Genomic DNA, 13,578 nt, shown 5'->3' with positions numbered 1-13,578 from the left:
CCCGCGTTTGCCTCCGCAGTCTCCCGCGAAGTGGTCAATGTTCGGTCAACCGAGAGGAGAGACAACGGAGAGGCAACGGGAGAGGCCACGGAAGAAGGTGCCGCAAAAGGAAACGCCCGCCTCCGAAGTGGTGCCCGCGCGCGCCTACTTGGACTCGACCCTCCCGAGCGGGTCGGGACTCGCCGCCAGCTCATCGCACGCCGTCCGCCAGGCCGCGTCCCCGGGGTAGAGCTCGCTGCGCAGGTAGGCCCAGGTCAGGCGCTGGACCGCGGACACTCGCTCGGGGTTCTCGTCGGTGGTCTCGGCGACGTCGTATCCGGAGACCCCGCCGAGCCCGTGTTCCGCGTCGAAGAGGGTGAGCAGGGACTTGGGGCCCGGGGCCAGGTGGTACGGGTCGGTGTGCCAGTCCGGGCCCCGCACCGTCAGGTGGCCGGAGGTGTCCTTGTCGCCGGCGACCACCAGCGTGGGCGTCGTCATCCCGGAGAAGTCCGTGGTCAGGAAGAAGGGGAAGGACTCGGCCACGGACTCGGTGAGGGCGTCACCGCCCCTGCCGGGCGCCGCCAGCAGGACACCCGCCTTGATCCGGGGCTCGGCCAGGTTCACCTCCGTTCCGTCGTCCGGATCGGTGAGCCGGGCGCCCAGCAGCAGGCTCGCGGTGTGTCCGCCCATCGAGTGCCCGGCCACGGCGGCCCTGCCCCGGTCCAGGCGCCCGTGGAGCTGCGGCACGGCGGCCTCGATCACGTCGAGACCGTCCAGGACGCGCGTCATGTCCTCGGCTCGGGACCGCCAGTGCAGCGGTCCCCCGGGGGTGTCGGGATCCAGGCGCAGCGTCCGCGAACTCAGATGGGTGGGCTGGATCACGACGAAGCCGTGCGCCGCCCAGAAGTTGGCGAGGGGGGCGTAGCCGTTCAGTGAGGAGAGGTGGTTGGAGTAGCCCTGACCGTGCGACAGGAGGATGACCGGCAGGTCGGTCCCGGTCACGGGCGCGGACACCCGCACCTCCAGGTCCACGGCCCGGCCAGGAGCCGGCAGCACCACCGGGCTGACCGAGAGGACGGGAGCGGGCGAGCCGAACATGTCGGCCGGGTACGTCGATTCACTCATGGGGTGACTTCCGTTGAAGGGCCTCTGCCGCGTAATGCCGGGCCTTCGGCCGGCGAGCTTGGGCGAGGCGGTCAGGAGCGTCCGGCTTCAGACAGGCTGAAACGGAGCAACGTTCCACTTACGATACGGAACACCGTTCCGCTTTGTCAACGGTCATCACGGTCCTCGAAAGAGCCTGGCCGCGGCGGCCGCCCGCGGACACGGGAAGCGGGAAGTCCCCCGCATCGACGGCGACTTCTCCCCGCCCCCACTCACACCCCGAGCATTTTTTTGCCAATCCGATGAACTTCAGGGGCCCCCTCATCCGTACCTCTGTGCGTCAGGCCCGCCGACCGGTGGGCACCCGGCCGGGGCAGGAGGCACCGTGGGCATGTCGCGGAACGCAATGGGAACTCTCTTCGTGGGCGGAGCTCTCACGTTGACCCTGGCAGCGCTCGCCTATCCCTCGATGCTCGGTCTCGACACCGTCTCCAGCGCCCAGGACAGAGTCATCTCCCAGACCCAGTGGGGCCCGCTGACGGAGGGGGACCGGGACTTCGTGGTCAAGGTCCGCGCGGCCGGGCTGTGGGAGTACCCGGTGGGGCAGATCGGAGTGAGCAAGGGGACGGCGAAGGAGGTCGTGACGGCCTCCAACCACCTGATCGACGGTCACGCCGCGCTGGACACCACGTGTCGCAAGATCGCCCCGATGCTCAACATCACCCTGCCCAACGTGGCCAGTCCGCAACAGGTGGGCTTCGTCAACCAGTTGACCGCGGACCCCAAGGGCACGCAGTTCGACTCCGACTTCGCCAACATCCTTCGGGTGACGCACGGTTCGATCTTCAACACCATCGCGAAGGTCCGGTCCACCACGAAGAACAGCCTGGTGCGGCAGCTGGCCGACCAGGCCAACGCCACCGTCCTGGACCACATCACGGTCATGGAGAACACCGGCATGGTCAACTTCGACCAGGCCCTCTTCACCCAGACCACCCCGCCGAAGCTGCCCTCGGACCAGCTCACCCCGCCCGCGGCGCAGCCCGGCGAACCGATGGTCGTCCTCACCCCGCCGCCGACCGCCACGACGACCCCGCCGACCATCAAGCAGTAGTCGGCCGGCTGAGGGGGCCTACGCGACCCACACCGTGGTGTCCGGGCCGAGCCGCCCGTCCGCCAGGGAGGCACTGCTCAGCAGAACCTCTCCGGGCGGCAGCGGCACGGCCGTCCCGGACAGGTTGGCGACACAGCGCCAGCCGTCGTGGCGGCTGAAGTCGAGCACCCCGGGCGGGCCGCCGTCCGCCCAGGTCAGCGACTCGCCCTCCTGGAGCTTGCGGCGCACCCGCAGGGCCGTGCGGTAGAACTCCAGGGTCGAGCCGTCGGTCCCGTCCTGCGCCTCGACGGCGTACCGCGCGAAGCTCTCCGGCTGCGGCAGCCACGCGCCACCCGCCCCGAAGCCGTACGACGGTCCCGTCGTCGCCCACGGCAGCGGCACCCGGCATCCGTCACGCCCCTTGCGGACACGTCCCGTCTGTTCCCAGATCGGGTCCTGGAGCACCTCGACGGGCAGGTCGGCCACCTCGGGCAGGCCGAGCTCCTCACCCTGGTAGAGGTACGACGATCCGGGCAGCGCCAGCATCAGCAGCGTGGCCGCCCGGGCCCGTCGCAGGCCCGCCGCCTCGTCCACCGCCGGGGCGTGGCCGCCGGACAGCAGCCAGGCGTTGTCGTCGGTGCCGGGCGGCAGCATCAGGCGGGAGGCATGCCGCACGACGTCGTGGTTGGAGAGCACCCAGGTGGCGGAGGCGCCGACCGCCCGCGCGGTGGCCAGCGAGTCGGTGATGACCTGGCGCAGCTCGTCCGCGTCCCAACCGGTCTGCAGATACTCGAAGTTGAAGGCCTGGCCGAGTCCGTCCGGGTGGGCGTACAGCGCGCGCCGGGCGCCCGGGACCCAGGCCTCGGCGACGGCCATCCGGGGTGGACGGTAGGCGTCGAGGATCTTGCGCCAGTCGCGGTAGATCTCGTGGACGTCGTCACGGTCGAAGAAGGGGTGGGTGCCGGGCGGGAACTCGGACAGGGCCGCCTCGGCGCTGAGGGCGGGGGCGCCGAGGTCGCGCAGCGGTTCGTCGAGGTCCTTGGCGAGGGCGTGGGCGACATCGACGCGGAAGCCGTCGACCCCGCGGTCGGCCCAGAAGCGCAGGGTGGTCCGGAAGTCGGCGCGGATCTCGTCGTTCGCCCAGTTCAGGTCGGGCTGCTGGGGCGCGAACAGGTGCAGGTACCACTGCCCGTCGGGCACCCGCTGCCAGGCGCTGCCGCCGAAGACGGACTGCCAGTCGGTGGGCGGGAGCTCGCCGTGCGTGCCGCGCCCGTCGCGGAAGACGTAGCGGTCCCGGGCGGCGGAGCCGGGACCGGCGGCGAGCGCCTCCTGGAACCAGACGTGCTGGTGGGAGGTGTGGTTGGGGACGAGGTCGACGATCACCTTGAGGCCGAGCCGGTGGGCCTCGACGGCCAGGGCGTCGAAGTCGTCGAGGCTTCCCAGGCGCGGGTCGACATCACGGTAGTCGGCGACGTCGTAGCCGCCGTCGGCGAGTTCGGAGGGGTAGAAGGGGCTCAGCCACAGGGCGTCGACCCCGAGGGCGGCGAGATGGGTCAGCCGGCGGGTGACGCCCTTCAGGTCCCCGAGCCCGTCGCCGTCGGCGTCGGCGAAGCTGCGGGGATAGACCTGGTACACGACCGCCTGCCGCCACCAGTCGGGGTCACGGGAGGACAGGTCGGCAGGCAGGTCGGGGCGAGCGGAACGGTCGGAGTGCGGGGCGGTCACGCGGTCTCCCTCGGGGCGGTGGTCAACGGCTGGCACTGCGCCACTTACGTACCTGTCCCCATTGTCGGTAAAGCGAACTCGAACGCCTTCGGAGTGATTCATTCCCCGTGTGATGAAATTGTGACGACCCCTTGAACCCTCCCCGCATTGCCGCAGGTTGACAGCTTCCGCACGGAGATCCACGATGTGCGGACACTGTGATTCACGTGAGGCACGTGACGCGCAAGATGCACATGACTCATGTGCTGCATGTGATGCATGTGCTGTTTCTGATGCATGTGATGCCTACGTGCTCCATGTGCTTTATGTGCTCCGTGTGGCGCACGTGACGCATGTGCTGCATGCAGGCGATTCGCCTGACCAGTGAACCCGGTGACTGTCACGACGGTGCTCTGCGGAGCACCCGCCACCCCCTCACCCTGATGGGATCCGCATGTCCATAGCCAGACGTTTCACCGCGCGCCGCCTGCTGGGGACGGGTGCCGCGGCGCTCGTCCTCTGTGCTGTCTCCGCCCCGAACTCCTGGGCCCAGGGCACTCCCGGCGGCGACGGCTGGAAGTCCGGCGGCACCTACAAGCCCGGCACGGGCGCCGGCACGGAGACCGGAACCGACCGCTGCCAGTTCTCCCTGGACGGCACCGGCTTCTTCGACTCCGTCAAGGTCGACGACCAGAACCTCAAGCCCACCGACGACGGCAAGGTCCACGTCAAGGTCCGCACCGCCGGTGACGCCGACTCCTGCACCGCCTCGCTGGCCTCGTACCTCGCCCACGGCGCCTCCTTCAACACCTCCGGACTGCAGGTCTTCGTCGACTTCGACACCGTGACCGTGAAGCCGGGCCAGACCGAGTCCCTCGACATCGCGGTGCCGGACGCGGGCTGCTTCGCGCAGGTCGACCTGTACCGGGGCGCGGTCAAGTTCGACGGCGAGCTCGACGCCAAGGACGGCTTCGTCCACGGCGACCTGCCCAAGGGTCCGGACCGCCCGGTCATCAAGGACAAGCTGATCGCGAGCTGGAACGGCGGCACGAAGGACTGCACGACGGTCCCGTCCGAGCCGCCGACCACCCCGGCCTCCCCGCCCGCGACGACCCCGGAGAAGCCCTCCGAGCCCGCGACGCCGCCGGCGGAGGAGACCACGCCCCCGGCCGCCACCGAGCCGCCGGCCAGCGAGACCCCGGGCACCGACAGCCCCACCCCCTCGGCCTCCGAGTCCACCACCGCCCCGGCCGTCACGCCGAAGGGCGGCGGCGACGACCTCGCGGAGACCGGCGCCAACAGCAGCACCGGCCCGATCGCGATCGGCGCGGCCGTGCTGCTCGCGGGCGGCGCGGGCCTCGTCGTGATGACCCGCCGCCGGAAGGCGACGCGCTCCTGACCGACGGGGACTGAGCAGTCCTGGCTGACCTGAAGAGGCCGCCCGCCATCATGGCGCGGGCGGCCTCTTCGGCGTTTCTCGGCTGCGGTTTCTCCTCGCGGCGTTGGCTGGAATCACCTCACCTCCCGGAAACGGTCTGGGTGTTCGCTGTCACTGCTGGTAGTTACAGTTACTTACGAGTCGTTGACTGTTGATGACCTACGGGGGAGGACAGGGTGTCGCCGAGCGACAGTGGCGCGGCGTCTGGGCCGTCATGGGTGTTTGACGTGTTCGACATGGCACAGGAGGCTGCCGGCGCGGCAGCCGAGGTCGTCGCGGAGTTCTCGTCCTTCACGAAGTTCCAGGCCCGCGTCGACGAGCTGATCCGTGACCTGAAGAGTTCGGCGGCGGGCCCGGACAAGGTCCGCCAGGAGCAGCTCGTACGCCACCAACTCGGCGGCGGGGACGGGGCGTGGGCCGAGGCGGCCGGCCTGTACACCGCGTACGAGACGGTGATCGGCGAACTGGAGACACTGTCGAAGCTCCTGTCCGACTCCATGGAGGGCATGAGCATCGCCGTACTGGCCTCGCACAAGGGCTACCAGGGCATCGACCTGGACGTCCGCGACCGCATGGTGGCGATCAGCACCGAGACGACCAAGCACTACGGCGGAAGCTACGACCCCGAGAAGGCACGGACGGGTCAGACCGGCGCCCACAAGGGCCCGTCCGACAGCGACGCCGGAGGCTCCATCTGATGTCTGCCGAAGCACCCTCGGGCGGTACGCCCTTCGAGGACATGAGCCACGAGCAGATGCTGGCGTGGCTGGATCAGGCCAACTCAGGCACGGTGCAGGCCGCAGCCGACCGCCTGATCGCGGCGGCCAAGGAGATCCGCAGCATCGCCGAGGACCTCAAGGTCCGCCCGCAGTACGTGGAATGGAAGGGCGACGGCGCCGAGGCCTTCCGCACCTGGGCCGGCGACCTGGCCAACTCCACCCTGCGGCTGGGCGACTTCAGCGAGGACGCGGCGAAGTGGCTGGGCCAGACGTCGGGGGCGATCGCCACGGCACAGGCGTCCATCCCACGCGACATGCCGGGCGCGAAGGCGAATCTCGCGGCGGCCCAGTCCGCGCACAATGATCCCGACGCGGCAGCGGTGAGCGCCAAGTCCCGCACCGAACTGGCCGCGCTGCAGGCGGACCGGGAGAAGGTCCGCCTGGAGGCGGCCGCGCAGATGCGGAAGCTGGGGCAGACGTATCAGGTGTCGGCGACGGAGATGGGGAAGCTGGAGAGGCCTAAGTTTCCGCCGCCGCCGGAGGCGTTCGTGCCGGTGCGAGACACTGAATACAAGGACCTGGCTCGTCCGGCGGCTTCCGGACAGAACATGTCCCGGGCGGGCACTGTTCCGGTTTCTCACGCGACGCACGGCTCGGATACACGGTCCGATGCGACCGCTCCTCGCCAGTCCTCAGCAGTGCCATCGCCTGAACGCCGTCCACAGCTGGACTTGGATCAGCCCACGCGGATGGGCATCGACTCCGTTGGCACGCTGCCTCCGCATACGCAGTCCCCGCATGGTGTGCCAGAAGTCTCGCCCAGCCCGGACCAGTTGAAGGGTGGCCCGACGCCTCAGACTGGCGCGGCTCCACCGGCGTTCGGCACCCTAGTCAACACCCCGCCAGTGCAAGGGCGGAATCCTGGCATGGGCCGGATGCCCGTCCAGCCTGGGCTGGGGGCGTCGGCGAGTCCCGCAGGGATGGCCCGGGGCGGCACCGGAGGCGGTAACGGTGTGGTCGGGGGCCGCCCTGTGCCACAGTCCCCAGGCAAGTCAACGGGCATCCCACGCGGCACCATCGTAGGCGGCGAGGGTATGCCCACGCGTGGGCCGATGGGTCCGACCGCCGGTTCGACAAACCCAGTCGGTCAGGCGATGGGCCAGCAGGGACAGGCGCCTGGTCGTCGTGTCTCGAACGGTGGCGTCATCGGTGGGCGTCCACTGCCGAACGAAGGCGCGGGTACTGCCCGTCCCCAGCAGCCGGGACGTGCGGGGGCGGCGGTGTCCAGGCCTGGCAACCCAGGCAGCGCAGCGAGTCCTGGCACTGCGGGCCGCGGCGCGTCCACACCTGGCAACCCAGGCACCGCCGCCAATCCCGGCACCGCGCGCCGTGGTGTCGTAGGCGGTACGTCCAGCGCGGGCCGTCAGGGCGAGAGGCAGGGGGGCGGATCTGGTGCGTCTCACCGGCCTCCGGGGAACAGAACACACGACGGCAACGGCAACGGCAACGGCAACGGCAACGGCAACGGCAACGGCAACGGCAACGGGCGACCATATGGCGTGGTCGAGGATGAGGAGACCTGGCGACAGGGCGTCCGCCCCGCCATGCCGCCGGTCATCGACTGACGTATCCGGGAACGAAGAGAGCGAAGTTCATGCGTACCAGTAGCACTCGACACAGGGGCCGCCGAGCCACGGCAGCGGCGGTCCTCGGCCTGCTACTGGTGGGCGCCGCAGGCACGCCGGCCAGCGCGGAGTCGACCCGCGAGAAACAGTGGTTCCTCGATGCCATGAAGGCCGAGCAGATGTGGCAGACGAGCACGGGCAGGGGAATTACTGTCGCTGTGATCGACACGGGAGTCGATCCAGACAACCCCGATCTGAAGGGCCGAGTGCTCGCCGGGAAGGACCTTGCACCCACAAGCCGTGCCGGTGACGAGCACACGGACTACGACGGCCACGGGACAGGGATGGCTGGGCTCATCGCTGGTACGGGTGCATACGAAGGTGGAAAGGGCGCGTTCGGCCTCGCACCGGGCACGAAGATCCTCCCCATCCGGATGCCGGGCAAGTATGACGAAAATCCCTTCTCAGGACCGGCCTACCTCAGCAAAGCCATTCGTTACGCAGCCGACTCTGGCGCACGGGTCATCAACATCTCAGCCTCCACGACGGCCCACTCGCCCGAACTGGATGCTGCTGCGAAATATGCCCTGACTCGCGGTTCGCTTGTATTCGCAGCTGTGGGCAACAGCGGAGACAAGGGAAACCCGGTTGAATACCCAGCGGCCACACCCGGTGTCGTAGGCGTGGCATCGGTAGGAAAGAACCTCCGGCGGGCTTCCTGGTCCCAGTACGGCCCTCAGGTGGACATGGCCGCTCCCGGTGAGGACATGGTCCACGCCTGCGGACGCGAGACCGGCCTGTGCGAGACCAGCGGCACCAGCGACGCCACCGCCCTAGCCTCCGCCAGCGCCGCCCTCATCTGGTCCAAGCACCCCACCTGGACCAACAACCAGGTCCTCCGCGTCATGCTCAACACCATCGGCGCCCCGACCGACGGCAAGAAGCGCAACGACGCCATCGGCTACGGCATCGTCCGGCCCCGCATCGCCTTGCAGAACCCCGGCGACCCCGGCAAGGCCGACGCCTACCCCCTCCCGGACCTCGCAGCCGCGGAGGCATCGGCATCACCGAGCTCGAAGGCCTCGGCGCCTGAAGCCGGAAACGCCCCTGCGAAGGGACCCGACTCCCAAGCCGCAGCTTCGTCCTCGGAGGACAGCGGGAGCACAGGCCTCTGGATCGGCCTTGGCATCGGGGCCGCAGTGCTGTGCGGGGCTCTGGCCGGCTTCGTCGCAGTCAGGCGCCGACGCGCATGAGCCGCGGATATTCTGCCGTGCGGATTTGCCGCGCGATCACCTGGTACGACCGGGCACGGGGAGAGGCATGACGATGGCTGGCACGGGACTGGGCGAAGCTCCGGACAGCGCAGAAGGACCGTCGGTGGGTATGCGGCTCAACCAGCTGCCGGCCGACTCCGGCGGGACCACCACACCGCCTCCGGTACTCGGCGGCGGCCAGAAGGATCTGGCCTCCTCACCCGCCGAAAAGAAGGCCGCCGCGAACGCGATCGAGCAGCACATCGAGCCTGATACGGGCAAAGCGGGCCGATGGGCGGATGAGGACACCGAGTCCGCGATCAAGGCGTTCAACGCCAAGGACGGCGAGGGCTGGCTGACGTCGTCGGCTCTGAAGAAGGCACACAAGACGTGGGGCGAGCAGGTGAAGTCCCTGATGGATCGGCTCGGCTCGGAGAAGGAAGCACTGCGTAGCGCGAACACAGTGCTTCAGAGCACGGACCTGACCGTCGGATCGAGGGTGCGGCAGGCGTCCTCGCTGGACGGGTTCTGACGGTCGCCGCCCGACCACCGCAGCCCTACTTCGCTTCTCAGAGGAATTCTCGGGGAAATACATGCCGACGTATCACGAGATCATGAGCACCGACCTCTCCGCACTCACGACTGCGGCCGACCGCTGGGACGGCATGGCAGGCGAGTTCGAGAAACAGGAGAAGGCGTACCGGCGGGACGTACACGGCATCTCCCTGGGCAAGGCGTGGAACGGTCTGAGCGCCGAGGCTGCCAACGCCCGCTTCAACGTCACACTCAAGGAGTTCCAGTACGCACAGACGGAGGCAAAGGCCGTTGCCGGACTGCTGAGGGACGCGCACACCCAGTTCGTCGAGCTGCGCGGAAAACTGAAGTCCGCGCGGCAAGAGGCCATCGCCGCAGGCATGAAGGTGTCGGACCAGGGAGTCGTCAGCTTCGACACCGAGAAGATGACCGAGGCGGAACGCAGCGCGCTACACCATGACCCCGGTTATATGGAGGCCGCGCAGTCCTGGCAGCAGCTAATCAACAACGCGGTCCGGGACGTTGCGGACGCGGACGCGGGTGTCGAGATCGCCCTCAAGTCCGTGGTGATCGACTCGAGCATCATCGCCGGCGGCAAGGGCTTCAACGGCGAGGCCACGAACGACATCGAGAAGTACGAGGGGCAGGCGGCCGAAGAGAGCTTGAAGAAGCTCGGCAAGGGTGATCACCTCTCGGACAAGGAACTCGCTGAGCTCGAGCGCCTCTTCCGCGACAACAGCGACAACCAGGCGTTCTCCCGGACACTCCTCGACGGACTGGGCGCCAACGGCACGATCCAGCTGACGAACGAGCTGAACGACCTCATCCACGTCAGGGGCGGGGACCGAGTCCGCGACTACTCCACGATCGAGACGGGCCTGGCGAACTCCCTCGCCACAGCGACCAAGAACACCAAGTCCGACTGGTACGAGGACTGGCGTGACGACATGCGGAAAGCCGGCGTCGAACGGCACGCCACCGACGCCCAGGGCGCCCGCCTCGACAAGGCCGTCGGCTACCAGTCGCTCGTCACCCTCATGGAGAAGGGCCACGGGTATTCGCCCGGCATGCTCTCGGATCTCACCGACGACATGATCGCGGCGGAGAAGAAGGACCCGGACATCTGGCAGTTGAAGGGCGAGTACAGCGGCAAGAAGGGCGGCTGGTTCGCCAACGACCCGGTGGACGGCATGCTCGGCATCATGAGCCACGACCCTGACGCGGCGGCGAACTACCTCAACTCCGATGACCGCATGAAGTACCTCATGAAGGATCGCGACTGGGACGTCACCCTCCACGAGCACGAAGGCCCGAAGGTGTCCACGTACTCCCCCGGCCTGGACGCCGACGACCGCAAGGGCTTCGGCTCGGCCCTGCAGGCAGCGGCGACCGGTATCGATCCTTCGGACGAGAACGCGAAGTACGTCAAGCACAGCGCAACGAGCAACGCCGTCTTCAAGTCGGCGTTCACGTACTTGGCCGACAGCGGAGACGACATGCCCTCGTCGTTGAGGGAGCCCATGGCGAACATCCTCGTCAACCGGGGTGACACGGTACACGCGTCCATGAGCGAGATCGACATCAGCAAGGCCCCCTTGGACCAGGGTGATCTCTTTGAGGTCGTGAAGCAGGTATCCAAGGACGAGGACGCGTACGGAACACTGAACGGCGGTCTCAACCAGGCCATGGTGGCCGACATCCACGCAGATCACTCGAAGTCCGATGAGCCCCTGCTCCGCAGCGGCCGGACGGTGGGGTTTCTGGAGGAAGCCCGCGTTCAGGCACAGGGAGACCCCGAGGTCGCGGAGTTCGAGGCAAAGCCTCTCGTCGACAAGGCAATCAGCTATATCCCCGTGGCCAGTGACGACGTCCAGGCGGGGTTCGACTACGTCACGGACAAGTGGCTCGAAGACGAACAGAAGCGCCTTGACGAAAAGGCGACCGAGGACAATGTGGCTCACTATGAGAGCCGTAAGCAGCAGTTGATGGCCTTGGCGGACGTGTGGAACCAGAATCACGGGGATAAGCAGCCCGAACTCTATGGCGTCCAGAATTCGATTGACGAGGCAACAGAAGCCGGCATTCGACAGGCTCGTGGAGTCTCAGGAGAGGCCAGTAAGTGAGTAGGAATTTTAAGATCCTTCTGTCTGTTGTCCCGGTCGGCTGCTTCATCGTTCTCGTGATCATCTGGCGTACCACCTGGGCCGCTTCTCCCGAGACACCGAAGTCCCTCTGCGGCACGCCCGTGAGTACGAAACTGTCAGAGCCGCTGCTGGACCCGCGCGGCGACGTGACCGAGTCGAACCGGGTGAACAGAAGTAAGCCGACCATCGGCGAGTATTGCTTCATTCGCGTTGACGGCAAGGAAGCCATCGAGTTCGAGTTCAGCTGGCATGCGGGAACCATCGACCCGTTGAAGTACGCCTCTCCGGGTCACGAATCCACAACCACACTTCAGAGTCCGCGACGCATTCAAGGCCTTGGCACCCGGGCGGTCGTCGGGGATGACGGCGCGTTTGTAACAGCCCCCTGCAAATCATCAATCGACAGCAGTGACGGCCCCAAGGAAACTGACGAGTTCTCTCTCTTCATGCGGGTGTCCCGAGATATTCACGGCGCCGATCACCGCGAATCCATCGAGAAGTTCATGCGTACCTACTTCCCCGCCGCCATCGAAACATTGAATTGCGCCTAAGGGATCGTCTCGATAGGGGGCGACCCGTCAGCCGGAAACTGAGCTACGCTCCGCGTGGTAACTCGGTTGCGATGGGCTTGGCCACCTGAGCGAAGATGCCTGCATGAGCCCAGAGATAGATGAGGTACGCGCAGCGATCGCAGGTGAGGTGCGCCTTATGAACCCCAGCGTGCGTATGTCACGCTCGCTTGCCCGTCAGCTGCTGGACCCGGATTTCGTTGAGGTCGGCGCTTCGGGGCGACGGTGGACGTATGACGACATGCTCGCCGCGCTGCCCGAGCTGGACGGTGCGGGAGAGAGCGGTCCGCGCTATGAACCCTCAGAGTTCACCGGGGTCTTGCTGGCACCCGGGCTGGTGCACCTCACCTACGAGACCACGTTCGATGGAAACCGCGCACGGCGGAGTTCGCTCTGGCGCAAGCAGGGTGCGGCCACAACGTGGCAGATGTACTACCACCAGGCCACACCCATCCCGCCCGACAGCATGTAGCTACGAGTCGCGGACGGTGATCGTTCGGCGGCGGAGAGCTGACGATCCGGCAGTACTCCCGGCGATCAATATACGTGGCCACAACAGGGTGCACCTGGCGACAACTGCCGCCGGTCTTCGGCGCTTCCTGGCAGACCGTGCACCACCGCTTCACGTACTGGTCCAGGGCCCGAGTGTGGGCCAAGCTGCACCGTGTCGTGCTCGATCGACTCGGCACGAACGGCGAGTTGGACTGGTCGCGGTGCGCGATCGACTCTGATCGATACACCTAGCGCCCGCCGAGAGGGGCCGGCACCACATGTCCATCGACCAGACCTCCTGGGAAGCCGCGGTACGCCACCTGTTCGCGGACGCATACCCGTACGACGCCACCGGTCCGCGGCGCCACAAGGACTGGGTCCTCGACGTCCTCGCGTTGATGGCCCGAGCCGTCCCGGACCCCCGGGGCTGGACCGGTCTGGACCACGCGGCGCAGGCCCCGGAGCGCGAGGCGTTCCCCACGTACCCGTTCGCCGTCCACCCGCCGGAGTACATCGCCCCGCGCCTCCATGAAATCGACCGGACCAGCGCCGAGAACCTGCTGCTGGCCCTCACGGACGACTGCTGCACTCTGTCCAACCTGAAGCGCTTCACGGAGAGCGAGGAGGAGTTGCGGGACATGGCACGCACGATCCTCGCGCGGTACGGGGATGCGGCCACGTACCACACCAACGTCAGCAGGCCCGGCCCTGTGCCCGGCACACTCGACTTCATGACGTCGCACTGGGGGTACAGCCCGCTGGCGCTGAGCAAGGACCACTCGGAGGACTGCGGTTTGATCGTCGTCTCCGACACCGAAGTGGGCATGTTCTGGAACTTCTCCGACTACTGATCCGGCTGCCGATCTGTGCAAGCGCAGCTTCTGACCAGGTGATCTGAGAGGCTGCCCCCATGCTGACCCGCTC

The 13,578-nt window shown here is 67.6% G+C and carries 12 protein-coding genes and 1 pseudogene; 11 read left to right on the top strand and 2 right to left on the bottom strand.

All coding sequences use genetic code 11. The annotated features are described in order from the left end of the window. Positions 1-144: 144 nt before the first annotated feature. Positions 145-1,104: an alpha/beta hydrolase family protein gene (locus ACFYRY_RS28980; protein WP_389151845.1), complete on the bottom strand. Its 960-nt coding sequence runs from the start codon at positions 1,102-1,104 to the stop codon at positions 145-147. 370 nt (positions 1,105-1,474) lie between these two features. Between ACFYRY_RS28980 and ACFYRY_RS28975 the strand changes: the two genes are divergently transcribed. Beyond that, a complete protein-coding gene (locus tag ACFYRY_RS28975) occupies positions 1,475-2,197 on the top strand; it encodes a DUF4142 domain-containing protein (protein WP_389151843.1) in 723 nt (240 codons plus the stop codon). An 18-nt stretch (positions 2,198-2,215) separates the two neighbouring features. Here ACFYRY_RS28975 and ACFYRY_RS28970 read toward each other — a convergent pair whose 3' ends face one another. After that, on the bottom strand, positions 2,216-3,901 hold the full coding sequence (locus ACFYRY_RS28970; protein WP_389151840.1) for an alpha-amylase family glycosyl hydrolase: 1,686 nt from the start codon (positions 3,899-3,901) through the stop codon (positions 2,216-2,218). Positions 3,902-4,334: 433 nt separating this feature from the next. On the opposite strand from ACFYRY_RS28970, the gene ACFYRY_RS28965 reads away from it, so the two are divergent. The 10 genes and pseudogenes from ACFYRY_RS28965 to ACFYRY_RS28920 all read left to right on the top strand — a co-directional run bounded on the left by ACFYRY_RS28965 (position 4,335) and on the right by ACFYRY_RS28920 (position 13,505). Further along, positions 4,335-5,279: an LAETG motif-containing sortase-dependent surface protein gene (locus ACFYRY_RS28965; RefSeq protein ID WP_389151837.1), complete on the top strand. Its 945-nt coding sequence runs from the start codon at positions 4,335-4,337 to the stop codon at positions 5,277-5,279. Between the two features lie 275 nt (positions 5,280-5,554). Beyond that, a complete protein-coding gene (locus ACFYRY_RS28960; RefSeq protein WP_389151835.1) occupies positions 5,555-6,016 on the top strand; it encodes a hypothetical protein in 462 nt (153 codons plus the stop codon). Further along, entirely contained in the window at positions 6,016-7,662 is a 1,647-nt protein-coding gene (locus tag ACFYRY_RS28955; RefSeq protein WP_389151832.1) for a translation initiation factor IF-2, read from the top strand. The genes ACFYRY_RS28960 and ACFYRY_RS28955 overlap by 1 nt, the downstream gene beginning before the upstream one ends. Before the next feature lie 29 nt (positions 7,663-7,691). Further along, entirely contained in the window at positions 7,692-8,915 is a 1,224-nt protein-coding gene (gene mycP, locus ACFYRY_RS28950) for a type VII secretion-associated serine protease mycosin (RefSeq protein ID WP_389151829.1), read from the top strand. A 130-nt stretch (positions 8,916-9,045) separates the two neighbouring features. Continuing rightward, positions 9,046-9,447, top strand: a complete 402-nt coding sequence (locus ACFYRY_RS28945; RefSeq protein ID WP_389151826.1) for a hypothetical protein — start codon at positions 9,046-9,048, stop codon at positions 9,445-9,447. Between the two features lie 82 nt (positions 9,448-9,529). After that, positions 9,530-11,572 (top strand): hypothetical protein, encoded by a 2,043-nt coding sequence (locus ACFYRY_RS28940; protein WP_389151823.1) that lies wholly within the window; start codon positions 9,530-9,532, stop codon positions 11,570-11,572. Between the two features lie 56 nt (positions 11,573-11,628). Then, positions 11,629-12,144 (top strand): hypothetical protein, encoded by a 516-nt coding sequence (locus ACFYRY_RS28935; RefSeq protein WP_389151821.1) that lies wholly within the window; start codon positions 11,629-11,631, stop codon positions 12,142-12,144. Positions 12,145-12,247: 103 nt separating this feature from the next. After that, positions 12,248-12,634, top strand: a complete 387-nt coding sequence (locus ACFYRY_RS28930) for a DUF4440 domain-containing protein (protein ID WP_389151818.1) — start codon at positions 12,248-12,250, stop codon at positions 12,632-12,634. 31 nt (positions 12,635-12,665) lie between these two features. After that, positions 12,666-12,891: pseudogene (locus ACFYRY_RS28925) on the top strand (transposase); the annotation flags it as partial. 41 nt (positions 12,892-12,932) lie between these two features. Continuing rightward, entirely contained in the window at positions 12,933-13,505 is a 573-nt protein-coding gene (locus ACFYRY_RS28920; RefSeq protein ID WP_389151816.1) for a hypothetical protein, read from the top strand. The last annotated feature ends 73 nt before the right edge of the window (positions 13,506-13,578 follow it).

Source organism: Streptomyces sp. NPDC005263 (genome assembly GCF_042872365.1).
Taxonomy (GTDB): Bacteria; Actinomycetota; Actinomycetes; order Streptomycetales; family Streptomycetaceae; genus Streptomyces.
Note: the sequence above shows the minus strand (reverse complement) of the source record. Positions and strands in the feature narration are given on the sequence as shown.

Excerpts from the sequence above, each read along its gene's own strand:
- ACFYRY_RS28980 (WP_389151845.1), bottom strand. The coding sequence starts at position 1,104 with ATGAGTGAATCGACGTACCCGGCCGACATGTTCGGCTCGCCCGCTCCC.
- ACFYRY_RS28975 (WP_389151843.1), top strand. The coding sequence starts at position 1,475 with ATGTCGCGGAACGCAATGGGAACTCTCTTCGTGGGCGGAGCTCTCACG.
- ACFYRY_RS28965 (WP_389151837.1), top strand. The coding sequence starts at position 4,335 with ATGTCCATAGCCAGACGTTTCACCGCGCGCCGCCTGCTGGGGACGGGT.
- ACFYRY_RS28960 (WP_389151835.1), top strand. The coding sequence starts at position 5,555 with ATGGCACAGGAGGCTGCCGGCGCGGCAGCCGAGGTCGTCGCGGAGTTC.
- ACFYRY_RS28955 (WP_389151832.1), top strand. The coding sequence starts at position 6,016 with ATGTCTGCCGAAGCACCCTCGGGCGGTACGCCCTTCGAGGACATGAGC.
- mycP (WP_389151829.1), top strand. The coding sequence starts at position 7,692 with ATGCGTACCAGTAGCACTCGACACAGGGGCCGCCGAGCCACGGCAGCG.
- ACFYRY_RS28945 (WP_389151826.1), top strand. The coding sequence starts at position 9,046 with ATGCGGCTCAACCAGCTGCCGGCCGACTCCGGCGGGACCACCACACCG.
- ACFYRY_RS28940 (WP_389151823.1), top strand. The coding sequence starts at position 9,530 with ATGAGCACCGACCTCTCCGCACTCACGACTGCGGCCGACCGCTGGGAC.
- ACFYRY_RS28930 (WP_389151818.1), top strand. The coding sequence starts at position 12,248 with ATGAGCCCAGAGATAGATGAGGTACGCGCAGCGATCGCAGGTGAGGTG.
- ACFYRY_RS28920 (WP_389151816.1), top strand. The coding sequence starts at position 12,933 with ATGTCCATCGACCAGACCTCCTGGGAAGCCGCGGTACGCCACCTGTTC.